The following is a 22,180-nucleotide window of genomic DNA, read 5'->3' as shown; positions in this document are numbered from 1 at the left end:
GAGGTGCCTGCTGGGCGCAGTGCGAGTTGGCGGAGTGTCAGAGGATGCGGTCGCGCAGAGATTCGTAGAGGGACCGGTTGGCGTCTTCGAGCTGCTCTGCCATGTCGAGAGCCTTTGCCGCTTTTCGCCTGTCTGCAAAGGCCGCGGCGTAGATCTTGCCGACTGCGCCGTAGAAGTTCGTGATGAGCTCCGCGGCGTCCGCCGTGTAGTTGACGGCGATCCGGCGCTTGTCCGTCATGTCGCGTTCGCGCACCAGCAGGCCGCGGGAGACCAGACGCTCAAGAATAGAGGTCAGGGTAGAAGCCGACAGGGCCACGCGTTCGCTGATGTAGCCGGGGGTGATGGTCGTGTGCTGGTCTGTCGCGTAGACGATCTCAGTCAGGACGGTGAAATCGACAAGATTGAGACCGTGACGGCGGGCGAAGTGTGCTTGCGCGGTGCGAATGAGGTTGGTCTGCGCCATATTGGCATGGACCAAGCGCGCAAGCTCCGCGTTGAATTCAGTGTCCGACGGAAAATGCTGTTTGCCAGCGGTGTCGAACAGGCGGTTAAGGGAATCCGGAAGCATGGCGTTCATCCTAATTGGGAAAATCCGACCGCGCCTCTGGCGATGTCCGCGCTTTGGGATCAAGCAGCCCCATTTATGGACAGGGGCAACGCGAACGCCGAGACTGCAGGGAATCAGGCTCCGAAATACGAGACGCGGACGTGTCTAAGTTCACGCGAGCGCGAAGCCTGCGATGCCCGCCATTCTGGGCAAGCGGACCGAAGCGAACACGGCGGGCAGGGCTCTGTGATCCCCCTCATGAAATCCTGGGTGTTCTTCCAGTATTCTTGGAGTCGTAATATCACTGCACGCACTGCGCGCGGGCTGTTCAGACAGCTGTGCTCATAGGCACCCACAGTCTCGACGGTCCTCCCATTCGGTGCGTCTTTCTAAGGAAGTGACTGTGAAGCGCAAGTTTCTCGCTCCTGCCGTCGCCGTCTTTGCGACCGCAGCTCTCGCTCTTTCCGCCTGCGGTGAAGCCCCGGAGGGCGGCGCCGATGCCAAGAAGTCTGACTTCAAGGCCTGCATCATCTCTGACGAAGGCGGTTGGGATGACAAGTCGTTCAACCAGTCGTCAAAGGACGGCTTCGACCGCGCCGTGAAGGACTTCGGCCTGCAGGAGGCAGTCGCCGAATCCAAGGACAAGTCGGACTACTCGCAGAACGTCGACACCATGGTGCAGAACGGCTGCAGCATCATCTACGGCGTGGGCTTCAACCTCGCCGCTGAACTCGGCAAGTCCGCCAAGCAGAACAGCGACATCGAATACGCGCTCGTCGACTCCTACTTCTCTGACGAAAACGGCGAAACCGTCGAGTACGACAACGCCAAGCCGCTGGTGTTCAACACCGCTGAAGCCGCATACCTTGCAGGCTACGTTGCCGCAGGCACCACCAAGAGCGGCAAAGTCGCCACCTTCGGCGGCATGCAGATTCCGTCCGTGTCTATCTTCATGGACGGCTTTGCCGACGGTGTGGACCGCTACAACAAGGACCACGACGGCAAGGTCGAACTGCTCGGCTGGGACAAAGCCAAGCAGAAGGGCTCCTTCGTCGGAAACTTCTCCGACCAGGGTCAGGGTCAGGCTCTGACAGACCAGTTCATTTCGCAGGGTGCTGACATCGTGATGCCCGTTGCAGGGCCGGTGGGCCTCGGTGCGGCTGAATCGGCTAAGAAGCACGGCGATGTTTCGCTCGTGTGGGTTGACGCTGACGGCTACGAAACCACCGAGTACGGCGACCTCATGCTGACCTCGGTGCTCAAGGAGATGTCCAACGCCGTCTACGACAGCGCCAAGGAAGCTTCGGAAGACAACTTCACCGGTGAGCCCTACATCGGCGATCTGAAGAACGAAGGCGTGTCGATCGCTCCGTTCCACGATTTCGAAGACAAGGTCTCCGACGACGTCAAGGACGGCGTCGAAAAGATCAAGCAGGAGATCATCGACGGCAAGACCAAGGTCGAAACCGAGAACGCTCCTAAGTGACCCCGCGCTGAACGCGCAGGTCTCTGAAACGAGACGCCGGTCCCGGCATGGAAGAGCGACTGTCCTCATGCAGTTAGAATCTTCCTGCCGGGACCGCGCCTGTCCACATGTATTGAGGAGTAATCAGTGAAACTCACCCTCGAGGGAATCACGAAGAAGTTCGGTGAATTCACCGCAAACGATTCGATTGACCTCGTCGTCGAACCAGGCGAAATCCATGCGCTCCTGGGGGAGAACGGTGCAGGAAAATCAACTCTCATGAACGTTCTCTACGGACTGTATGAGCCCACCGCCGGCCGTATCCTCATTGACGACGAACCCGTGTCTTTTTCGGGTCCGGGTGACGCTGTTGCGGCAGGCATCGGCATGGTGCACCAGCACTTCATGCTCATTCCCGTGTTCACGGTCGCAGAATCTGTGGCCCTGGGCTATGAGCCCACCAAATCGCTCGGCCTTTTGGATCTCAAGCAGGCTCGGGAGAAAGTCAAGGAGATCTCAGCCCGCTTCGGCTTCGACATCGACCCCGATGCCTACATTGAAGACCTTCCCGTCGGTGTGCAGCAGCGCGTCGAGATCATCAAAGCCCTGTCGCGTGATGCTCAGGTGCTGATCCTCGACGAACCGACCGCGGTGCTCACCCCGCACGAAACAGACGAACTCATCGAAATCATGCGCCAGCTCAAAGAGCGCGGCACATCGATCGTGTTCATCACCCACAAACTGCGCGAAGTCCGCGCCGTTGCAGACTCCATCACGGTCATCCGCCGCGGCAAGGTCGTCGGCGAAGTCAGCCCGGAGTCTTCAGAGGCGGAACTCGCCTCGGCCATGGTCGGCCGCGAAGTCAACCTCAAGTCTGACAAGACGCCCGCCGAACCCGGCGATGTCGCACTCAAGGTCACAGATCTGACGGTGCTCGACAAGAACAACCTGCCGGCGCTCAACCAGGTGTCCCTCGACGTGCGCCGGGGCGAAATCCTTGCGATCGCAGGCGTTGACGGCAATGGCCAGACAGAACTTGCCGAAGCGATCATCGGTCTGGAGGCCCCGGCTGCCGGAACGATCGAACTTGACGGCGTGAACCTCGAAGCCTCGTCGATTAAGGCCAGACTCAACAAGGGCATCGGGTTCGTCCCCGAGGACCGCTCAACAGACGGGATCGTGGCAGGGTTCTCGATTGAAGAGAACATGATCCTCGACTGGTACGACCAGAAGCCCTACGCCAACGGACTGGCGCTGAATCCGTCGGCCATCCGCTCAGCCGCATTGGAAAAGGTCGAGCAGTTCGACATCCGCTGCGGATCAGTGCAGGACCAAATCTCCACGCTTTCGGGCGGCAACCAGCAGAAAGTTGTTCTGTCGCGCGAAATGGGACGCGATCTGCGTCTGCTCGTGGCCAGTCAGCCCACCCGCGGCCTGGACGTCGGATCCATCGAGTTCGTCCACAAGCGGATCATCGAAGAGCGTGACAGCGGAACTCCGTGCCTTATCGTCTCAACAGAACTCGACGAAGTGCTCAACCTTGCCGACAGGATCGCCGTGATGTACCGCGGACAGATCATCGGCACCGTGCCCGGCGGCACATCGCGTGACGTTCTGGGCCTCATGATGGCCGGTGTGCCCGAAGAAGAAGCCAACGCCCGCGTTGCCGACGGTTCGGCCGTGACAGAGGTCAGCCAGGCAGCCCAGGAGGACATCGTATGAATCAGAAGACCACTGCCGCCAGCGCTGATCGAGGCAGTGCGCGCCAGAGCATCATCCGCGGACTGCTGTCGGGCAGCTGGCTGGTGTCGGTTCTGGCGATCGTCATTGCGCTCGTCGCAGGAGCCGTGCTCATCATCCTGGCCGACGCCGACGTCCAGCGGGCCGCAGGCTACATCTTCGCCCGGCCGGGCGACTTCTTCTACTACGCTTTCCACTCGGTTCTCGAAGCCTACTCGGCTCTCTTCCGGGGTGCCGTGTTCGACTGGAACGCGAATTCCTTTGTGCGCTCTGTGCGCCCGCTGACCGAATCGCTGGTGTCGGGAACCCCGCTGATCCTCACCGCACTGGGCATCGCGCTGGCCTTCCGCTCGGGTCTGTTCAACATCGGCGGTCAGGGCCAGGTCATCCTCGGAGCCGTCATCGGCGGATACCTCGGCTACGCGCTGCACCTGCCGGCTGTCCTCCACATGCTCGTGGCACTTCTCGGCGGTATGCTCGCAGGCGCCATCTGGGCTTCGATTGCCGGTGTGCTGAAAGCCAAGACCGGTGCGAACGAAGTGATCGTGACGATCATGCTCAACTCGATCGCGCTGTACCTCATGGCCTATCTGCTCAAACAGGAGTGGTACAAGCACAAGTCCGGTTCGATCCCGCTGACGGCCAATATTGACTCGACCGCGCACTTCTTCAAGATCCTGCCGGACCCGTTCCGCCTGCACATCGGCTTTGTGATCGCCATACTGGCCACCGCGATCATCTGGTGGCTGCTTGAGCGATCCACCATCGGATTCGAAATGCGCATGGTCGGACAGAACCCGGCCGCGGCGCGCACCGCCGGCATTTCCGTGTCGAAGGTGACGATCGTCGTCATGGCGGTAGCGGGTGCGCTGGCAGGTGCCGGCGGCGCCAACCAGGTGCTCGCCACAGAGGGCAACGTCGGCGGCGGCATCGCCGGAACGATCGGCTTCGACGCCATCACGGTGGCTCTTCTGGGCCGTTCGCGCCCGATCGGAGTGTTCTTCGCCGGGATTCTGTTCGGCGGTTTCAAAGCCGGCGGCTACCTCATGCAGGCCCAAACCGGCACGCCGATTGACATCGTGCTCGTCGTGCAGTCGATCATCGTGCTCCTGATTGCGGCACCCCCGCTGGTCAGGGCAATCTTCCGCCTGCCGGAGCCCATCGAAAAGCGCCGTGAAGACGTGAAGTCGACCGGCACCTCGACAGGTGATGAAACAGCAGACTCGACCGGCGCGAAAGCCGAAAGCACAGAAGCGGCAGACGCCGCACCGACGACCGCAGCCGCTGCTAACGGCGGGGAGGAACGATGAGCACACAGACCAGCGTTCACAGCGCCCAGAAGCTCGCACCGAGGGACTGGAAGTTCCCGGTTGTCTACGGCGTCCTCGCCTTCATCGCACTGGCGGCCTTCGGCCTGGCCGCCGAAGGCGGTCGAAACGCAACCTTCCAGCTGGGCCAGCAGGGCGACTTCTTCCACATTCCGAACATCACCGTCGATGCCAAAACCACCGGCATTGTGATGGGACTGCTGCTGGCAGTGCTTGCGGGACTGTCCTTCTGGGGTCAGCTCAAGCGCATCACAATCGGCAACTGGCTTCCCGTGGCCGTCGGCGTGCTGTTCGTCATTGCGTTCCTCGCGTGGTCCGGCGCCGGATCAGGCGTCATCCCCGCAACCGCTCTGCTCGCCGGTGCTCTTGCACTGTCGGTTCCGCTGATCTTCGGCGCAATGTGCGGTCTGGTGGGCGAACGCGCGGGCATCATCAACATCGCAATTGAAGGCCAGCTGCTGGCCGGTGCTTTTGTTGCCGCAGTCGTCGCCTCGCTCGTGGGCAGCCCCTACGCGGGCCTTGTCGCCGCACCCATCGGCGGCGTGCTCGTGGCGATTGTCCTCGTGTTCTTCGCGGTGCGCTACTGGGTCGACCAGATCATCATCGGTGTCGTCCTCAACGTCCTCGTGATTGGTCTGACCAGCTTCTTCTTCTCAACCGTCCTGTCGGACAACCCCGAACAGTGGAACCGCTCCATGCGCCTTCCGGCACTGCCCGTGCCGGTCCTGTCGGACATTCCGATCATCGGACCGGTGCTGTTCAACCAGAACATCCTCGTGTACCTCATGTACATCCTCGTGGCGGTTCTGCAGATTGCGCTGTTCAACTCCAAGTGGGGCCTGCGCCTGCGCGCAATCGGCGAACACCCGCGGGCAGCTGACACCGTCGGCATCAACGTCAACCGCGGCCGCGTGCTCAACACCATCATGGCCGGTGCAATTGCCGGTCTGGGCGGAGCGTTCTTCACCGTCGGTTCGGGTCTTGCCTTCGGCAAGGAAATGACAGCCGGACAGGGATACATTGCCCTGGCCGCCATGATCCTCGGCAAATGGAACCCCCGCGGCGCGCTCATGGCTGCGCTGCTGTTCGGGTTCGCGAAGAACCTCGGCAATTCGCTTTCGGCCATTGGCTCGCCGATCCCGCCGGACCTGCTGCTCATGCTGCCGTACATCGTCACGATCTTCGCCGTCGCCGGATTCGTGGGCAAAGTGCGCGCACCGGCGGCCGAAGGCGTACCCTACTCCAAGCAGTGATGCACATGCCCGATCAGCCAAGCGGCGCCTCGTCAGAAAAGAGCGACAGCCGACAGGCCGACAGCATGCCGGGCAGCGTGGACGAGCGCGTGTGGGAGGACCTGCGAAAACAGGCCCGCCAAGCCATGCGGCGAGCCTACGCGCCGTACTCCGGCTACCCGGTCGGGGTGGCAGCGCTCGTGGACGACGGCCGGGTGATCACCGGATGCAACGTCGAGAACGCCTCCTACGGGCTCGGCCTGTGCGCCGAGTGCGGACTCGTATCGCAGCTGGCGGCAACCGGGGGAGGCAAGCTCGTCGCCTTCAGCTGCAGCGACGGCCAGGGCAGCAAGCTTGTCCCGTGTGGGCGATGCCGCCAGCTGCTCTACGAATTCGGCGGACCTGACCTCCTGCTGGACATGCCCAGCGGCATCCAGCCGCTGTCTACCGTGCTGCCCGAAGCGTTCGGGCCCGACCACCTGAAACAGCAGACCACCCAACCGCAACCATGAGGAGTGTGTGACGTGGAAAAGTTTGACGCCGTTGACATCATCATCGCCAAGCGCGACGGCAATTCCCTGACCGACGAGCAGATCGACTGGACAATCGACGCCTACACCCGCGGCGTCATTGCCGATGAGCAGATGTCTGCTCTCGGCATGGCGATCTTCCTCAACGGCATGGAGTCGCGCGAAATCACGCGCTGGACGCAGGCGATGATCAAGTCCGGTGAAACCCTGGACTTCTCCAGCCTGTCGGTGCCGACCACGGACAAGCACTCCACCGGCGGTGTGGGCGATAAGATCACGTTGCCGCTGGCACCGCTTGTCGCAGTGTTCGACGTCGCCGTACCGCAGCTGTCCGGCCGCGGACTCGGCCACACCGGGGGCACGCTCGACAAACTCGAAGCGATCCCCGGCTGGCACGGAGCGATCTCCACCGAGGGCATTGTGCGACAGCTTGACGAGGTCGGCGCCATCATCTGCGAAACCACAGAAGGGCTGGCACCTGCAGACAAGAAGCTGTACGCGCTGCGCGACATCACCGGGATCGTCGACACGATTCCGCTGATCGCCTCATCGATCATGTCGAAGAAGATCGCCGAGGGCACAGAAGCTCTCGTGCTGGACGTCAAAACCGGCTCCGGCGCGTTTATGAAAGACCGGCAGAAGGCCGAGGAGCTTGCCCGCACCATGGTTGAACTCGGTAAAGCCGCAGGCACCGCAACATCCGCGTTCATCACCGACATGTCCACCCCGCTGGGCCTGGCTGTGGGCAATGCGATCGAAGTTGAGGAAAGCGTCGAGGTGCTCGCCGGCGGCGGCCCGGCCGACGTCGTCGAACTCACCGTCGCTCTGGCGCAGGAAATGCTGGCACTCGTCGGCAAGACAGACGTCGATGTCGCCGCGGCACTCAAGGACGGACGCGCCATGGACAAGTGGCGTCAGATGATCAGCGCACAGGGCGGTGACCCTGACGCGAAACTGCCGATGGGCCGCGAGAACCACGTTGTCACGGCCCCTGAATCCGGTGTTCTCACCGGTCTTGACGCGCTTTCTGTGGGCCAGGCATCGTGGCGACTGGGCGCAGGCCGCGCCCGTCCGGGCGACGCCGTACAGGCCGGTGCGGGCATTCGCCTGCACGCCAAGCCCGGCGAGACTGTTGAAGCCGGTGCCCCGCTCATGACCCTGTACACAGATGAAGCCCAGCGCTTCGACCGAGCCCTCGAAAGCCTCGAGGGGGCAGCTGTGATCGCCCCGGCAGGAAGCTCGGAAGCGACAGCGGCTGCCGAATCCACCTCGGTCATCTTCGAACACATCAAGTGAACTCAAGGAGCATTATGAAGAAGACCGATGTCGCAGCGATGATCGACCACACGCTGCTCAAGCCCGAATCCACCCCGGAAGACTTCGCCGCTCTCGTTGAGGAAGCCAAGAAGCTCGGCGTGCTCGCAGTGTGCGTGTCGCCGTCGGCTCTGCCGCTGAAAGACACGGGCAACCTTGTGATCGCAACCGTCTGCGGGTTCCCCTCCGGTGCTGTCGCCCCCCAGATCAAGGCTGCCGAGGCGGCACTGGCTGTTGAACAGGGTGCTCAGGAAGTCGACATGGTCATCAACATCGGTGCCGCCAAGGCCGGACTGTGGGATGACGTCGAAGCTGACATCCGCGGCGTTGTCGAAGCCGTTGCAGATGCCGCGAAGAAGGCCGGGCACGATGCCCTGGTCAAGGTCATCATCGAATCCGCAGCGCTCGAAGACGACGAAATCGTCGCCGCGTGCGAAGCCTCGGTGCGCGCCGGTGCTCACTTTGTGAAGACCTCCACCGGCTTCCACCCGGCTGGTGGGGCTTCGGCTCACGCTGTTGCCATCATGCGCAAGACCGTCGGCGACGCTCTGGGTGTTAAGGCCTCCGGCGGTATCCGCTCGGCTGAAGCTGCCCGCGAAATGATTGAAGCCGGAGCATCGCGTTTGGGCCTTTCCGGTTCCGCTGCGGTTCTCGACGGCTTCGAAGACTGAGGTTCTGGGTTCGGCTCTAGCCGGAAAACACTCGTCAGCCGGAAAACTCCCGATAGCAGCAAATCCACCCGCTAGCCGCACGGCTAACGGGTGGATTTGTTCTTTTGCGGTGTGTCGAGGTTCGGCGGCTGTGTGTCTTGGCTGAGTTGGTGGTCTGCCAGCGTGAGCTTTTACAGCCCCAGGTATGTGCCGAGTGCGGCTGAGAGCGCCGATAGACGCTGGCGACATTCGGCAACTGCGGTGCGCACGTCCTCGGGGGTGTCGAAGCCGTCAGCCGGTGCGACCGTTTCCAGGTAGCACTTGAGCTTCGGCTCTGTGCCCGACGGGCGGATGATGATCCTGTCACCGCCTGCCAGACGCAGTTTGATGCCGTTGGTGGGCGGCAGCTCATCGCTTCCAGCAGCCAGGTCGATGACTTCGACGACGTCCCGCCCCGCGAGTTCGGCAGGAGGGGTGCTGCGCAGCGAGTCAACTGCCGCGGTGATCTTCTCCACGTCGTCAAAGCGGAATGTCAGTGGCGCGGTGAGGAAGACACCGTCGCGCTGACGAATGTCATCCAGCTGGTCTTCAACACTGAGTCCAACGCTTTTGAGTTTGGAGACGAGACCGGCGAAGACAACGGCAGCGCTTATGCCGTCCTTATCGCGCACAGCTTCGGGGTCGACGCAGTAGCCGAGTGCTTCCTCGTAGCCGTACACCAGACCGGGTACGCGGGTGATCCATTTGAAGCCGGTCAGCGTCTGCCGGTGCGCAATGCCTCGGTTGGCCGCTAAATGGGCAACAGCGGTCGAGGACACGATCGAGTTCGCCATGACGCATGTCTCGCCCACAGCCTGGCGGGCTCGCACGGTTCCGGCCATGAATTCGGCAAGCAGAAGCCCCACCTCGTCACCGGAGAGCTGACGGTAGCCGCTTTCGTCCCGCGGATCCGGCACAGCGGCCGATACGCGGTCGGCATCCGGGTCATTCGCAATGATGAGATCCGCGCCGACCTCCCGCGCTTTGGCAAAGGCGAGCTCGAGCGCACCGGGCTCTTCCGGGTTGGGGAAGGTGACGGTGGGGAAGTCGGGGTCGGGCTGGTGCTGCTGATCGACCACGTGAACATCCGTGAAGCCGGCCTGGGAAAGAACACGCAGCGCGGTCTGACCGCCCACGCCGTGCATGGCAGTGTAGACAATCGTCAGCGGTGCGCTCTGGCGGGCACCGGCCATGTCACTGAATTCAGCAAGCCGCTCGGTGTAGGCATCGAGCACCTCGTCGCCCAGTTCGGTCCACCCGGTGTCCGGCAGGGTCATGCTGCCGACAGACGGAACCTCGGCGATTTTGCCGGCAATGAATGCGTCAAAGGGCTCAACGATCTGCGCGCCTGCACCGGCCGCAATGGTTTCGAGTTCGGCATCTGTGAGTTCGCGCCCGTCAGCAGCCGCGGCTGCACGAGCCGAACCGACGAGGGGCCGCTCGCCAAGGTAGACCTTGTAGCCGTTGTCTTGGGGCGGGTTGTGGCTGGCTGTGACCATCACTCCGGCGTCAGTTCCCAGATGTTTGACGGCGAAGGCCAGAAGGGGCGTGGGCAGCTGTGCGGGCAAGAGCATGGCGTGGCCACCGGCCTGGGTGACGACGGCGGCGGTGACGCGGGCGAAATCGGCGGAGCCGTGGCGAGCATCGCAGCCGATGGCGACGGTGAAGCCCTCACCGACAACATCGCGCAGAGCTGCTGCGAGTCCTGCGGCTGCACGGGTGACGACGGCTGCGTTCATGCGGCTGGGGCCTGGCCCGATTTCGCCGCGCAGACCGGCCGTTCCGAACTGCAGAAGACCCTGAAAGCCTTCCGTGATGTCGGCGATTGCGCGGTCTGCAGCTTCGCCAGGTTCGCCGGTGGCCGCGTCCAGCTGCTTCTGGAGGGCTGCGGCCGTGACGGGGTCGGGGTCGTCAGCGATCCAAGCTTTGACGATTTCGGGGTCGAAGCCATTTGTGAAGCGATCGGCGATCATGGGTCAGCGCTCCTGTCGGGGCAGTTCGGCCATGGTGCTGACGGCTTCGGCCAGCAGAGCAGAGATGCGCGGTCCTGCGGCCTGGCCGGCTTCGATGACTTCGGCGTGGGACAGGGCAGTGGCGGATACTCCGGCGCCGAGGTTGGTCACCAGTGAAATGCCGACAACTTCCAATCCGGCGGCCCGTGCTGCGATTGCTTCGAGCGCGGTGGACATGCCGACGAGGTCTGCGCCGAGGGTGCGGGCCATGCGCACTTCCGCCGGGGTTTCGTAGTGCGGTCCGGGGAACTGGGCGTAGACGCCGTCTTTGAGTTCAGGGTCCACACTGCGCAGAACCTCGCGAAGGCGCGGTGAGTAGAGGTCGGTCAGGTCAACGAAGTTCGCACCTTCGAGCGGGCTGATGGCGGTGAGGTTGAGGTGGTCGCTGATGATGACCGGGGTGCCGGGTGCGAACTCTTCCGAGGTTGAGCCGCAGCCGTTGGTCAGGACTAGTTTGTCTGCCCCGGCGGCCGCTGCGGTGCGGACTCCGTGGGCGACTGCGCGTACGCCGCGGCCTTCGTAGTAGTGGGTGCGCGCACCGAGCACGAGGGCGATTTTGTCGCTGTTCTTCAGGCGGATGGACCGGAGGGTGCCGCCGTGGCCGGCAACGACCGAGGCATGGAATCCGGGGACTTCTGCCGCCGGGGTTTCGGCGATCGTGTCGCCCAGCAGGTCCGCTGCGCTGCCCCAGCCGGAGCCGAGAACCAGGGCGATGTCGTGTTTGTCGACACCGGCTGCCGAGTTGATGACCGCTGCGGCTTCTTCGGCCGCTTTCATGGGATTGTCCGTCATCTGCGCCTTAGTGGGCGAGGTATTCGAAGTCATGTCATAACGGTAGCGGAATGCCCTTGCGCCGGGCAGAGTGGGACACAGCTCTTCTGGGCACAACTGCCGCCTCTGGGTGCTGGTGTGGGCGGGCCTAAAATAGTGGGGTCAGTTGCCCTGGAAGGACTTTGTATGCATATCCGCCCTTTTGTCGACGGTGACGATCTCAAGCTCAACACGATCCTCGGCGATCCGCAGAATCCTGCCGCTCACATGGCTCGTTCGCTGTTTCGGGCGGATGCTGATGCTCCTGTCAGCCGGGCCGTTGTCGCCCAGGTGGCTGATGATGTGCTGGTCGGTGCCGCCGCTGTGGCGCAGTCGCCGGCGCACCCCAAGCGTGCGTGGGTGCACGTTGAGGTTGCCTCAACTGATGAACGACGAGGTGTCGGTTCGGCTCTGCTGACTGCTGCACGCGAGGCTGTTGTCGGCACGGATCTGGAGGGGCTGCCGCTGCGTGCTCGGGTGGAGCCGGGCACGGCGGGAGCGCAGGCTGCTGCCGCGTGGGGCTTTTCGCCGCTGTTTTGCACCCGGGTGGTCCGCATTGAGGCTGCCGGGCTGGGTGGTTTGGGTGCTGACCGGTTGGAGGACTTCGAGGTGACTGCGACCGGTTCTGTTGCGCTCACCCAGGCGTTCGGCAGTTGGTATGCGGGCGTTAATCGCGCTGACCGTCCGGCCGAGATGACGATTGGCCAGGTCAATCAGCGTTTCCTGTCTGAGGCAACCGGTGCGCACGGGGCGGCGCTTATGCGACGTGATGGTCAGATCACGGCTTTCGCAGTGTCGTTCCCCGCGATTGACGACGGTGAGGACGGTGCGACCGAGCTGACCGTCGGCTCCGTGTACGACGGGGCTGTGCCCGGCGGCGCGGTGTCCGACGCTGATGCGGCCGGGGCTGAGGGCGACGGCGCTGTGCACCAGGCGGAATCGGCTGATACTCCTGAGTTCCAGGCCGCACTTGAGGACACGGGCGCGCTCATTGCCCGTCTGTCGACGGACACCCCTGTTGTGGTTGAGGTAACAGACGAAATGCCGGTGCTCTCAACGCTCATTGACGGCCTGGTGGAGGCCGGCAAAGCACGCGTGCTCTACGAATACGACACGGTTGCCACCAGCTGAGTCTCACAGCGGTTCTCCTTCTTTCGGCGTGACGGGGCCTTCTGACTTGGCAGGTTCGTGCCGCTGAGTTCCCTGCAGCTGGATGGGTATCGCGGCAGTCCGCGTGATGAACCACGCAACACCCGGTGGGGCCACCGGCAGGTGTCGCAGGCCCAGGTTTTCCAGTTCGGCCTGGGCTCTGGCTCCGACGATGATTCTGGGGCCCAAAGCGCTCGCCTGTGCAGCAGGTGAACCGTACGGCAGCTGTTCGTGCAGACCCCATCCGAGAATTGCTCGATCTGCCGTCATAGCCGGTGCTAGGTCACTTGGAAGTGCATCGGCCGCACTGAGCTGCGTGAAGCAGTCGGGCAGGCCTGCCACTATTGCCTGCCGCACCTCGGCGGGACCGATGATGCTCAGCACTTGGCCGTGCTCTTCCGTGTCCCACACAGCCGGTTGGCCGCAGGGGTCGTAGCCGAGAATGCCGTAGGCCGGTGAACGCCCGGCACCCCACGGCAGCGGGAGAGGCGATTCAGCAATGCCGCCCCCAACACCCGCAGTGGCGGTAGACTTGGCAGCAGCGGCAGAACCGACAGCACTTGCCGCACAGGCGACCTGCACATCGACCCCGTCAGCTCCGATAACGTCCGCCCCCAGCGCATGGTGTCTTTCATCAGCACTGGCACCGGCACAATCGGTGGGCGGGCCGATGAGAACAGCACGTCCGGCGGGTGGAAAACCGTCAAAGCGGTGATTGCTGAGCCCGAGAAAAACAGCGTCACCGTCAGAGGCAGGTGGGAAGAAAACTCGTCTGCTGACCGATCCGCCGACCCGCGAATGCAGTGTTCTGCGGTCGCACACAATAGTGGTCGCAGCGTCGCCGAGCAGCGCCTCCACCCGCATGAGGATGTGCGGCTGGGCAGTCAGGTGTTCGAAATCGTCGATGAACACCCGCGGTCGGCCACCGGAAGAGATCGTGCGTTCAATCAGACCGAGCGCGTATTCCACCAGCCAGGCATCGGAATGATTGACTACGAGCAGCTCATACCGGCAGTGCGAGGGCTTGTCTCGCGTAAAGACCACACCGGTCGGAGCCACAATGCCGTCTGGCGCTGACGGTGAGCCAGACGATAGCGCCCTACCACGTTCACATGTGCTGTCAGACCCATCGGCAAGCAGCCACAGCAGGGATGACTTGCCCGTGCGGGGCCCTCCCAGAATCGCTGTGCTGATATCGGCATCGGGTGTCCAGTCGACGAGAGTTTGGCGGTCAGGAAGGTCAATCCGCCCCACGGGGCCTGAATCGGTGAACGGCAGGATGTCCGGCAGCGCCTCCGGAGTGATCCTGCGCGTGCGCTGCGGCGGACTGATCTGCCGCAGCTTCTGCAGGATCGGTGCAGGCGGGTCTTCAACTTCGATACCGCACTCACCCGAGGCGGAATCGCTTTCGCGCTTGCTACCCGCCAGCAGCCGCCAACTCACCGTGGCGGATGCGTCAGTGGGAACATCCAGCGAGGCTGCGCGAAACATATCGCTGCGGTGGCCAGTGGATATGCAGCCCATGCCCGGCCGGTCCGGTGGGATATCGGCAGCCGCGGGGGAATCGAGAACTTCGAGTGAGTCGGCAGCGTCTCGCACCCGCATGCAGACGCGCAGTGCGATGTTCGTCCGCATGCGCGATGTGATGACCCCCGAGGGCTTCTGCGTGGCAAGGACAATGTGGATGCCCAGCGATCGGCCCAGCGCGGTGAGGGATTCGAGCGCTTCGACTCCCGGAGGAAAGTCTGCTGTCAGCACTTGGAATTCGTCGATCACAACGACGATTCTGGGCAGCGGAGGTTCAGCACCGGCCTGATTGTGCGCATCGATGTCAGGACAGCCTGAGCCTTTGAGAACTGCTTCGCGGTAGCGAACTTCGGCCTGAACGCTGCGCAGTGTGCGCAGAGCCGATCGCAGGTCCAGGTTGTCCGAACACGATTCAACGTGCGGCAGGTCAGCAAGCGGGGCAAATGCTGCTCCGCCCTTGAAATCCATGAGGATAAGCCGCAGCTCCTCCGGCTTTCTGCTTCGGCACAAAGCGGCGATCCAAGTCTGCAGGAGGACAGATTTTCCGCTTCCGGTGGTTCCGGCGACAAGAGCGTGCGGCCCATCGGCGCGCAGATCAGCGAAAATCGGACCATTTTCGCCCATGCCGATGGGAACAGCCGTTTGCGTACACTGGGCCGCAAGATCATCGAAGCTCACGGGTGCGGCCCACGCATCCGCTGTTCCTGCAGTGTGCGGGCACAGGCTGAGGAACCGACCGGTAGTCATACGCGCGGGATTGAACATTCCAGGTTGGGGAACAGCTGCAGAAGACGGAGCGGCTTGCACAATTCGCGCCGTGCGGGCAGACGCTTCGATTACAACACGCAGCCGTGTTTCGGCACCGGCCACCACGATGCGGTCGTCTTCAACGGTGATCGACACTTCTGCTTCGCTGTCGATACAGCTTTGGCCGCGAACACAGGGGCAGGTCGGCAGGACAGACACCAGTTCCGGTGAGCGCTGGACAGCCGCGTGACCGTGGACAAGAGGTACAGACGCAGTGCAGACCTGAGCGCACAGCGCGCGGGCAATCGGCACGGCTTCTGCACCGCAGAGCACCACAGCATGCTGCCGCAGGTCGATGTTGATGGGCGCCTGCGTTTGAATTCTGCGACTGTCAGCCTCGATCGGCAGCACGGTCCGACCCTCGAGTGTCTGGCAAGCCGCACAGTAATCGTCATCCCATGATTCTTCGGGCTCGGCAGGTTCGGCAACAGCAGCCGGAAGAAGAACAGTCCCGTATCCGACACACACCGTCAGCGGGTCTCGACTGGGTGGGATCTTCGCTTCGACTGTCTGCAGATTGACTTCATCTGCCAAAGCACGCAACCTGGCTGCGTAGGCGCGCAGTCCTTCGGCTGACTGTCGGCGGATGCGCCGACGCTCCGTGAGCAGCTGCAGTCCCGCGCTCAGCGGTCCCGAGAGGCTGAAGGCAAGAAACCACCACACCTGCATCGCCACGGCCAAGACAAGCCCAATGAGCAGCGGAAGGACCAGATGCAGTATCGATGGGCGGTTCAGCTGCGCCACCCGCGGCGCTTTCGGCCAGGGAACAGTTGAGCTGCTGATGGTCTCAGGCTGCCCGTCGTCAACAACCACGATGCTGCTGCCAACCGTGTTCGTGCCGAACTGCAGTCGCTGCGGAACACGCGATGCGAAAGGGTCGTGCAGGCAGAAGTCAGCACGCTCGCTGCGGCCGACCGTGACGGAGTGGGCAGGCAGGATGAAAGCGAAACCCGCATCCGGTCCGGCCACAACTCTGGCGGCCGGCTGAACGCCGGTCAGTCCAGCGCGCACATCCAGCTGGCTTGGACGGCTGACCACGGTTGCCGGATACCGGGCACACCATTGGCGCCAGGTTTCCGAGGCGGGCTGGAAGTGTTCGCCATCGGGGCTGACTGCCCACGCAGTCGCCGACTCAGCTCCGGTGTGACGGGTGAAGGCCGCTAGAACATCAGCAGCACTCGCCCGGTCAGGGGCACTGAGCGCATAGGACGCGTGCCCCTGACCGGTGACGTGAACTGTTGTCTGAGCCATGCTCGGAACATAGGACAGCAGGGGAGAACCGCGCAGCCTGCTGCTTAGCCCTGTGCATTGCCGTTGTCTTATCCACACTGCGCCGAACAGAAGTCACCGGATCACATCGGCACCATCGCAGCCGCCCGGGCTGACGCAGCCGAGCGGCACCTCGAGATTTACCGCCGGGCGGGATCGAGCAGAGCGCCCTCAACCGTGACCGATGCGCGCAGCGGCAGTCCCTTTGGCACAAAAGGGCTGATCAGAACTGGTCTGTAGCCGGCGGTGAGTTCTACGGAAACGTGATTGGCATCGGTGGTCTGCGCCCGCACGCGCATGTTGGTCCACCGGGAATCGTCGGCGGAGAGCCGAATATAGCGGCTGGCTGCGCTTTCGATATCGGAATTGGTGAAGTAGAGGGACGGCCGTTCTGTCAGACCTGGTGTGTAGGAGTCCGCGGCGGCCAGGGCAGCTGAATCCGCCAGGGCAAACAGCTTCCTGTGGGCCATGTAGATATCGGTGATGACAACCGCAATGATCAGCAGCGCCAAGGCGATGCTCATGAAGCCGATCGACAGAGGCATGATCGATCCGCGGTCCCTGCGGCGGTTCATGGTCTGACCTCGCCGAATGCCGCAACGATGTCGGCGTGCTCTGACTGCACGGTGATGCCTGCCCTGCCGCCGCTGGCCAGCCAGTTGGGGATGCCAGGCAGCGGAACCGTAGATCTCACAGTTGCCGTTACACGAGTCCCGTCTTTCTGACAGTCCCCGGCACAGTCAAAGCTGATGGTGTATTCGGCAGAGTCCAAACCGAAGTCGGCAAAGTGCAGCTTTGCCGACTGTTGTGCGCGCTCCTGAGCCGTCTGCGGGTAGCGGGCGGCCGCGCGTGCGGCATCGACGGCAGAAGCCTGGGCCGCGTAGGCGGCTGACTGCACCTGCGAGAACGCAACAGCCCCGTACACCAGGGGGATGATGAGGACTATCGAGGCGAAGATGAACTCGATCGGGGCTCGCCCAGCATCCGCTTTCCTCATGACGGGTCCTCCATCAGGGCGCGCCCCCGCAGCTCCCACACGCCGCCGGGGCCCAGAAACCCGACCACGGGAACCGGGGTGCGGACAGTGACGGTGACCAGCCCCGCCTCGTGGTCTTCTTCGACCGTGATGTCTTCCGCGTAGCGCGGTGAAATCGCGGTGGTGATGAGTTCGCGCGCAACATCCGCTCCCTGTGCGGGCGTGTGGCCGACGAGGCTGGCGTGGCGGGCACCTGCCAGGGCTGAATCCGTCACGGTGTTGCGCACGTGGATGGCCAGCACAATCTGCAGAACGGCCGCGAAGACCAGGCTCAGCAGCGCTGCGACAAGGACGAATTCGGCAACCGCGTTGCCTGCATCGGCCCTGCGGGCGGGTGCTTTGCAAGCTGGCGCTCTGCTTGCAGTCATCAGCCGGCGCTGCGGACCTTGTTCATTGCGTCTTGGAAGAAGCTGGTGAACGCTTCGCCGGCCAATGCCCACAAGCCGACAACCAAGGCCGCTGTCATAACTGTTATGAGCACCCAGCCGGGAACATCTCCGCGGTCGCTGCGGCGGCGACGCGGTGCTGCCGGTGCGAAGACGACAGCGGCGAAGGTCAGGAGGTGTGCGGTGAATCGGTCAAACATGAGTTCTCCTTTGAACTTGTGTCGGGGCGAATCTCTACGGTCCCAGCTGCAGGACAGCGAGCGATGGATAGACAGCGAAGATGACGGTGATCGGCAGGACGAAAGCGACAACGGGAACGAGCATCCCGACCTCTTTGCGGCCGGCCAGTTCCATGAGTGAGCGGCGGCCCTCAGCACGGACATCAGCGGCCTGGGCACGCAGGACCTCTGACAGGGGAGTGCCTCGGGCAATCGCGACGGCAATGCCATCGACGAACTGGCCGAGGCTGCGCACCCCGGAGCGCTGCGCCATGGTGTCAAGAGCCTCCACCAGGGGTGTCCCAGTGCGTGCCTCGCCTAACGCAGCCTGCAGTTCGCGGCTCAGCTCCCCGGTTGTTGTGCGGCAGATGCGCTCAAGAGCGTCGACGGTGGATTCGCCGGCGGTGATGGACAGCGCGAGCAGTTCGGCAATAGTCGGGAATTCCGCGAGGATCCGCTGTTCGCGGCGACGGACGGCGCGTGTGAGAAGCCAGTCGTTGAAGAAGTGCCCGGCGACGCCGCACAGGACGAGCATTGTGATGACTACGACGGGGTAGAAGCCGCGCAGAGCAGACAGACCGACTGCAGCCGCGATGCCGATGACGATTCCGGCGGCGGTCCAGACGATCTGCTGGGCGCGGAAGCGCTCAACTGTGGCATGCGGGCCCAGGCGTTCCAGCCGACTGCGCACCCCGGCATCGGTTGTCAGTCGTTCACCCAGCCAGCTGGCGGCCCGCCCCACGGCGGTGTCGATGATTCCGCGAAGCCCGCTGGTATCCGGTGCTGACAGTGAGTACATCCGGCCCACGGTTTCGGACTCCCGCATGTACGGCGCCAGACGATCCTCAAGGCTGGGCCGGCGCATAATCGGCAGGGACAGCACAAGATTGACAGCGGCGATGCCTATGAGCATGCCCAGGGCGATGACAGCGACGGGGGACATCATGACCTCAGAACTCGTGGCTCTTCCGGCAGTCTGCCGATTCTCTTCATGGCCGAATACGCTGTGAGCGACACCACCAGCCCGACGGCCAGAAGCAATGCGCCGCGCGGTGAACTGTAGGCGGCAGCAGCTTCCGGCCGGGTGGCGAGCATGCCCAGAACAACCCACGGGGCGGCCACCGCCAGCCGAGCACCGGTGACAGTCCACGACTGGCGTGCTGTGAGTTCTGCCCGGGTGCGTGAATCTTCACGCAGAAAGTGACTCAGCGTTTTCAGCAGGGTTCCCAAATCGGAACCGCCGACATCGCGGGTCACTCGCAACGCGGCCACGATTCGATCAGCCACTGGATCGGCCGCTGCTTCTTTCAACCGGTCCAGAGCGACAGAGAAAACACCCGTTGCGCGGTATTCGCGGGCAAACACTGCGAAGATCGGGCGCAGGCCCTCGGGGCCGCGTTCGGCAAGAGCTGCAACAGCCTCGGGCAGGGACAGCCCGGCACGCACACCCGAACTCAAATGGTCGACCGCCTGCGGCCACAGGTCGCGGCGGACGAAAGCCGTTTTGCGTGCTTTTGCCTTCAAAACGGCAAATGGCGTCGCCGCTGCAAAGATGCCAAAGCACGCGGCGATCGGCACTGCCGCCGTGATTGCCCACAGTGTGAACATCGTCAGCACCGCAGCGAGAGCGGCAACCGCGAAAACGTGCGCTGCCCTCAGACGGTGGAACCCGGCGGCTCGCAGCTGATCTTCGAGGTTTTGGATGAATCCGAGCGTGCGTTTGTGTTTGGGCGGGCCGTCCCACATGGCCAGCCACAGCAGTGCCAATCCGGTGCCGATTCCCATGCCGCACATAACGGCGGTTGCCGAGGCGCTCATATGCCCTCCAGGATCTGGTGAATGTTCAGTCCCATGCGGGCGAAGCGCTCGCCCAGGTGCGTGAAACCGGTGCCGCGGACCAGGTTGCCGTCCACCGTGTGGAAAACGCTTTCGAGTTCGACAACGCCGTTTTCCATCCCGCCGGGAACGGCTGCGATTTCCACGACCCTGCGGGACCCGTCGGCGTTTAATGCCAAGTGCACAACGAGGTCCAGTGCTGCGGCGACTGTGGGGGTGACGAATTCAGAGCCGATGTTCGGCCCGGCCAGCAGCGGCAGGGTGCACAGCTTCGTCACTGCGGTTCGGGCTGAGTTTGCGTGGATGGTGCCCATGCCGGGCAAACCGGAGTTAAGAGCAATGAGCAGGTCGAAGCTCTCAGCCTGCCGGACTTCGCCGACGACAATCCGAGTGGGCCGCATCCGCAGGGCCTCTTTCACGAGATCGCGCAGTGTGACTTCGCCCGTTCCCTCCAGGGATGCCTGGCGGCACTGCATGGGCACCCAGTCTCGGGCGGGGATGGCCAATTCGAAAACCTCTTCACAGGAGATGACCCGTTCGCGCGCCGGAATGGAACCGGCGAGTGCATTGAGCATTGTCGTCTTGCCCGCCTGGGTTGCCCCGGAGACGACGATGTTCGCTCCGGCTTTGACTGCTGCGTCAAGGAATCGCGCCGCTGCCGAGGTGAGGGAACCTGTTCTGACCAGGTCGTCGAGGCTGCGGGTCTTCTTGATGAACTTGCGGATGTTCACCGAGGGGTGACGGCGTGTGATGTCCGGCAGGACCACGTGCAGGCGTGAACCGTCAGGCAGGATCGCATCGACAAAAGGCTGCGACAGGTCCACGCGGCGTCCGCTGGTGCGCAGCATCTTTTCAATGAGTTCGTAGACATCGGTATCGGTGAGCACGAGCGTGGTGAGTTCGCTGATGCCCTCACGGCTGATGAACACCTTGTCGGGGCTGTTGATCCAGACTTCTTCGACGTTTGGGTCGTCAAGAAAACGCTGCAGGGGACCGAAGCCGGTGAGGTCATCGACAATCCGCTGAAATGCCTGCTCAGGATCGTCAAGAAGAGGAAGTGATCCGCTGAGTGTGTGTTCGTCGTAGGCGGCGATGACATCGCGGATGAGTGCCCGTGTGGGCTCGGGCTCCATACGCGGGTCAAGACCTCGAAGCCGGACGGCATCACGGACCTGTTCGGCGATGATGTCGGTGGCGTCCATGAAGCTTCAGCCTCTTTTCATCCTCTGCGCCGCGGTGCTCCTTTGCACAGCGAGTTCGGTAATTCGAAATATAGAGGACTTGCGGCCGGCTGGCTACGGCTCGCGCCGAATCTGTGGATAACTTCGCCTGATCAGTGCAGCAGTCAACAGGCTCAGCACCCGTACTCCGCGCGTCATCTACAGTGAACCCATGGCGAGCCTCAATGACGATGCGAACTACATCCGGAACCTGTGCACACAGTTGGACATCCCCGGTCTGACCGATATTCACACGCACTTCATGCCGCACAACGTGCTGCGCAAAGTGTGGGCTTACTTCGAACAGGCAGAGGACGTCCTCGGCTACGACTGGCCCATCACCTACCGCACTGATGAAGCTGAGCGAATCGACACGCTGCGCACGCTGGGGGTCAAGCAGTTCACATCGCTGCTCTACCCGCACAAGCCGGACATGGCCGCATGGCTCAACTCCTGGGCCGCCGACTTCGCCGCCCGCACCCCCGACTGCGCTCACAGCAGCACCTTCTACCCGGAACCCGAAGCTGAAGACTACGTCCGCACCGCCATCGAGTCCGGCACCCGGGTTTTCAAAGCCCACGTGCAGGTGGGCGGCTACGACCCGACCGACCCCCACCTCGACCCCGTGTGGGGCATGATTGCCGAGGCGGAACTGCCCATCGTCATTCATGCCGGCCATGCTCCCCAGAGAGGAGCGCACACCGGCATCGAGCCGATTCGCGAGGTGCTGAGACGGTTCCCGCGCCTCACCTTGGTTATGGCCCACCTGGGTATGCCGGATTACGATGCGTTCCTTGACCTCGCCGATGAGCACCCCAACTTCCACCTGGACACCTGTATGGCGCTAACTGACTTCACGGAGCGGTTCGCCCCGACTTCAGGGAAGTACCGGAGGCGCTTGGGCGATTACGGGGATCGGATTGTGTTCGCCTCAGATTTCCCCAACATTCCCTACAGCTACGCGCACCAGGTTGAAGCGCTTGAGCGGCTGGAGCTGGGGGAAGAGTGGATGCGAGCTGTCCTGTGGGACAACGGTCAGCGGCTTCTGAACCCGGTGCCGTAGAC

At 63.1% G+C, this 22,180-nt stretch carries 20 protein-coding genes; 9 read left to right on the top strand and 11 right to left on the bottom strand.

Annotated features, from left to right (window positions below; genetic code table 11):
- Positions 1-37: 37 nt before the first annotated feature.
- Complete coding sequence (locus tag HMPREF2757_RS06745; protein ID WP_070574549.1) at positions 38-568, bottom strand: MarR family winged helix-turn-helix transcriptional regulator; 531 nt, start codon at positions 566-568, stop codon at positions 38-40.
- Positions 569-950: 382 nt separating this feature from the next.
- On the opposite strand from HMPREF2757_RS06745, the gene HMPREF2757_RS06740 reads away from it, so the two are divergent.
- From HMPREF2757_RS06740 to deoC, 7 genes are all read left to right on the top strand, one after another.
- Complete coding sequence (locus HMPREF2757_RS06740; protein ID WP_070574547.1) at positions 951-2,033, top strand: BMP family lipoprotein; 1,083 nt, start codon at positions 951-953, stop codon at positions 2,031-2,033.
- A gap of 126 nt (positions 2,034-2,159) precedes the next feature.
- Entirely contained in the window at positions 2,160-3,734 is a 1,575-nt protein-coding gene (locus tag HMPREF2757_RS06735) for an ABC transporter ATP-binding protein (RefSeq protein WP_070574545.1), read from the top strand.
- Positions 3,731-5,062 (top strand): ABC transporter permease, encoded by a 1,332-nt coding sequence (locus HMPREF2757_RS06730; protein WP_070574543.1) that lies wholly within the window; start codon positions 3,731-3,733, stop codon positions 5,060-5,062. Before HMPREF2757_RS06735 ends, HMPREF2757_RS06730 begins: the two co-directional genes overlap by 4 nt.
- The gene (locus tag HMPREF2757_RS06725; RefSeq protein ID WP_070574541.1) at positions 5,059-6,333 is read left to right on the top strand and encodes an ABC transporter permease; all 1,275 of its coding nucleotides are present in this window, start codon (positions 5,059-5,061) and stop codon (positions 6,331-6,333) included. Before HMPREF2757_RS06730 ends, HMPREF2757_RS06725 begins: the two co-directional genes overlap by 4 nt.
- A gap of 65 nt (positions 6,334-6,398) precedes the next feature.
- Entirely contained in the window at positions 6,399-6,824 is a 426-nt protein-coding gene (locus HMPREF2757_RS06720) for a cytidine deaminase (protein WP_070575290.1), read from the top strand.
- A 12-nt stretch (positions 6,825-6,836) separates the two neighbouring features.
- Positions 6,837-8,138: a thymidine phosphorylase gene (locus HMPREF2757_RS06715; protein ID WP_070574539.1), complete on the top strand. Its 1,302-nt coding sequence runs from the start codon at positions 6,837-6,839 to the stop codon at positions 8,136-8,138.
- A 14-nt stretch (positions 8,139-8,152) separates the two neighbouring features.
- On the top strand, positions 8,153-8,827 hold the full coding sequence (deoC, locus tag HMPREF2757_RS06710) for a deoxyribose-phosphate aldolase (RefSeq protein ID WP_070574537.1): 675 nt from the start codon (positions 8,153-8,155) through the stop codon (positions 8,825-8,827).
- Between the two features lie 170 nt (positions 8,828-8,997).
- Here deoC and HMPREF2757_RS06705 read toward each other — a convergent pair whose 3' ends face one another.
- Both HMPREF2757_RS06705 and HMPREF2757_RS06700 read right to left on the bottom strand, forming a co-directional pair.
- The gene (locus HMPREF2757_RS06705; RefSeq protein WP_070574535.1) at positions 8,998-10,818 is read right to left on the bottom strand and encodes a phospho-sugar mutase; all 1,821 of its coding nucleotides are present in this window, start codon (positions 10,816-10,818) and stop codon (positions 8,998-9,000) included.
- A 3-nt stretch (positions 10,819-10,821) separates the two neighbouring features.
- Positions 10,822-11,649 carry a purine-nucleoside phosphorylase gene (locus HMPREF2757_RS06700; protein WP_070574533.1) on the bottom strand — a complete coding sequence of 276 codons (828 nt, stop codon included), beginning with the start codon at positions 11,647-11,649 and terminating at the stop codon, positions 10,822-10,824.
- Between the two features lie 165 nt (positions 11,650-11,814).
- On the opposite strand from HMPREF2757_RS06700, the gene HMPREF2757_RS06695 reads away from it, so the two are divergent.
- Entirely contained in the window at positions 11,815-12,798 is a 984-nt protein-coding gene (locus tag HMPREF2757_RS06695) for a histone acetyltransferase (protein ID WP_070574531.1), read from the top strand.
- 3 nt (positions 12,799-12,801) lie between these two features.
- Here the strand turns inward: HMPREF2757_RS06695 and HMPREF2757_RS06690 are convergent, their stop codons facing one another.
- From HMPREF2757_RS06690 to HMPREF2757_RS06655, 8 genes are all read right to left on the bottom strand, one after another.
- Positions 12,802-16,401, bottom strand: coding sequence for an FtsK/SpoIIIE domain-containing protein (locus tag HMPREF2757_RS06690; RefSeq protein ID WP_083304152.1), 3,600 nt, complete (start codon positions 16,399-16,401; stop codon positions 12,802-12,804).
- A 158-nt stretch (positions 16,402-16,559) separates the two neighbouring features.
- Positions 16,560-16,994 carry a pilus assembly protein TadG-related protein gene (locus HMPREF2757_RS06685; protein WP_070574528.1) on the bottom strand — a complete coding sequence of 145 codons (435 nt, stop codon included), beginning with the start codon at positions 16,992-16,994 and terminating at the stop codon, positions 16,560-16,562.
- Positions 16,991-17,416: a hypothetical protein gene (locus HMPREF2757_RS06680; RefSeq protein WP_070574526.1), complete on the bottom strand. Its 426-nt coding sequence runs from the start codon at positions 17,414-17,416 to the stop codon at positions 16,991-16,993. Before HMPREF2757_RS06680 ends, HMPREF2757_RS06685 begins: the two co-directional genes overlap by 4 nt.
- Positions 17,413-17,823, bottom strand: a complete 411-nt coding sequence (locus tag HMPREF2757_RS06675; RefSeq protein ID WP_070574524.1) for a TadE/TadG family type IV pilus assembly protein — start codon at positions 17,821-17,823, stop codon at positions 17,413-17,415. The genes HMPREF2757_RS06680 and HMPREF2757_RS06675 overlap by 4 nt, the downstream gene beginning before the upstream one ends.
- Entirely contained in the window at positions 17,823-18,041 is a 219-nt protein-coding gene (locus HMPREF2757_RS06670; protein WP_141750205.1) for a hypothetical protein, read from the bottom strand. The genes HMPREF2757_RS06675 and HMPREF2757_RS06670 overlap by 1 nt, the downstream gene beginning before the upstream one ends.
- 34 nt (positions 18,042-18,075) lie before the next feature.
- Positions 18,076-19,005: a type II secretion system F family protein gene (locus tag HMPREF2757_RS06665; RefSeq protein ID WP_256278282.1), complete on the bottom strand. Its 930-nt coding sequence runs from the start codon at positions 19,003-19,005 to the stop codon at positions 18,076-18,078.
- On the bottom strand, positions 19,002-19,877 hold the full coding sequence (locus tag HMPREF2757_RS06660; RefSeq protein ID WP_070574520.1) for a type II secretion system F family protein: 876 nt from the start codon (positions 19,875-19,877) through the stop codon (positions 19,002-19,004). The genes HMPREF2757_RS06665 and HMPREF2757_RS06660 overlap by 4 nt, the downstream gene beginning before the upstream one ends.
- A complete protein-coding gene (locus HMPREF2757_RS06655; protein ID WP_070574518.1) occupies positions 19,874-21,097 on the bottom strand; it encodes a TadA family conjugal transfer-associated ATPase in 1,224 nt (407 codons plus the stop codon). The genes HMPREF2757_RS06660 and HMPREF2757_RS06655 overlap by 4 nt, the downstream gene beginning before the upstream one ends.
- A 190-nt stretch (positions 21,098-21,287) precedes the next feature.
- Here HMPREF2757_RS06655 and HMPREF2757_RS06650 point away from each other — a divergent pair, with 190 nt between their 5' ends.
- Positions 21,288-22,178: an amidohydrolase family protein gene (locus HMPREF2757_RS06650; protein WP_070574516.1), complete on the top strand. Its 891-nt coding sequence runs from the start codon at positions 21,288-21,290 to the stop codon at positions 22,176-22,178.
- The last annotated feature ends 2 nt before the right edge of the window (positions 22,179-22,180 follow it).

It is taken from the genome of Brevibacterium sp. HMSC063G07, assembly GCF_001810665.1.
Taxonomy (GTDB): Bacteria; Actinomycetota; Actinomycetes; order Actinomycetales; family Brevibacteriaceae; genus Brevibacterium.
Note: the sequence above shows the minus strand (reverse complement) of the source record. Positions and strands in the feature narration are given on the sequence as shown.

Coding starts and splice junctions, on each gene's coding strand:
- HMPREF2757_RS06655 (WP_070574518.1), bottom strand. CDS start 21,097: ATGGACGCCACCGACATCATCGCCGAACAGGTCCGTGATGCCGTCCGG.
- HMPREF2757_RS06670 (WP_141750205.1), bottom strand. CDS start 18,041: ATGTTTGACCGATTCACCGCACACCTCCTGACCTTCGCCGCTGTCGTC.
- deoC (WP_070574537.1), top strand. CDS start 8,153: ATGAAGAAGACCGATGTCGCAGCGATGATCGACCACACGCTGCTCAAG.
- HMPREF2757_RS06745 (WP_070574549.1), bottom strand. CDS start 568: ATGCTTCCGGATTCCCTTAACCGCCTGTTCGACACCGCTGGCAAACAG.
- HMPREF2757_RS06650 (WP_070574516.1), top strand. CDS start 21,288: ATGGCGAGCCTCAATGACGATGCGAACTACATCCGGAACCTGTGCACA.
- HMPREF2757_RS06690 (WP_083304152.1), bottom strand. CDS start 16,401: ATGGCTCAGACAACAGTTCACGTCACCGGTCAGGGGCACGCGTCCTAT.
- HMPREF2757_RS06720 (WP_070575290.1), top strand. CDS start 6,399: ATGCCGGGCAGCGTGGACGAGCGCGTGTGGGAGGACCTGCGAAAACAG.
- HMPREF2757_RS06675 (WP_070574524.1), bottom strand. CDS start 17,823: ATGACTGCAAGCAGAGCGCCAGCTTGCAAAGCACCCGCCCGCAGGGCC.
- HMPREF2757_RS06660 (WP_070574520.1), bottom strand. CDS start 19,877: ATGAGCGCCTCGGCAACCGCCGTTATGTGCGGCATGGGAATCGGCACC.
- HMPREF2757_RS06680 (WP_070574526.1), bottom strand. CDS start 17,416: ATGAGGAAAGCGGATGCTGGGCGAGCCCCGATCGAGTTCATCTTCGCC.
- HMPREF2757_RS06705 (WP_070574535.1), bottom strand. CDS start 10,818: ATGATCGCCGATCGCTTCACAAATGGCTTCGACCCCGAAATCGTCAAA.
- HMPREF2757_RS06730 (WP_070574543.1), top strand. CDS start 3,731: ATGAATCAGAAGACCACTGCCGCCAGCGCTGATCGAGGCAGTGCGCGC.
- HMPREF2757_RS06665 (WP_256278282.1), bottom strand. CDS start 19,005: ATGATGTCCCCCGTCGCTGTCATCGCCCTGGGCATGCTCATAGGCATC.
- HMPREF2757_RS06700 (WP_070574533.1), bottom strand. CDS start 11,649: ATGACGGACAATCCCATGAAAGCGGCCGAAGAAGCCGCAGCGGTCATC.
- HMPREF2757_RS06695 (WP_070574531.1), top strand. CDS start 11,815: ATGCATATCCGCCCTTTTGTCGACGGTGACGATCTCAAGCTCAACACG.
- HMPREF2757_RS06725 (WP_070574541.1), top strand. CDS start 5,059: ATGAGCACACAGACCAGCGTTCACAGCGCCCAGAAGCTCGCACCGAGG.
- HMPREF2757_RS06685 (WP_070574528.1), bottom strand. CDS start 16,994: ATGAACCGCCGCAGGGACCGCGGATCGATCATGCCTCTGTCGATCGGC.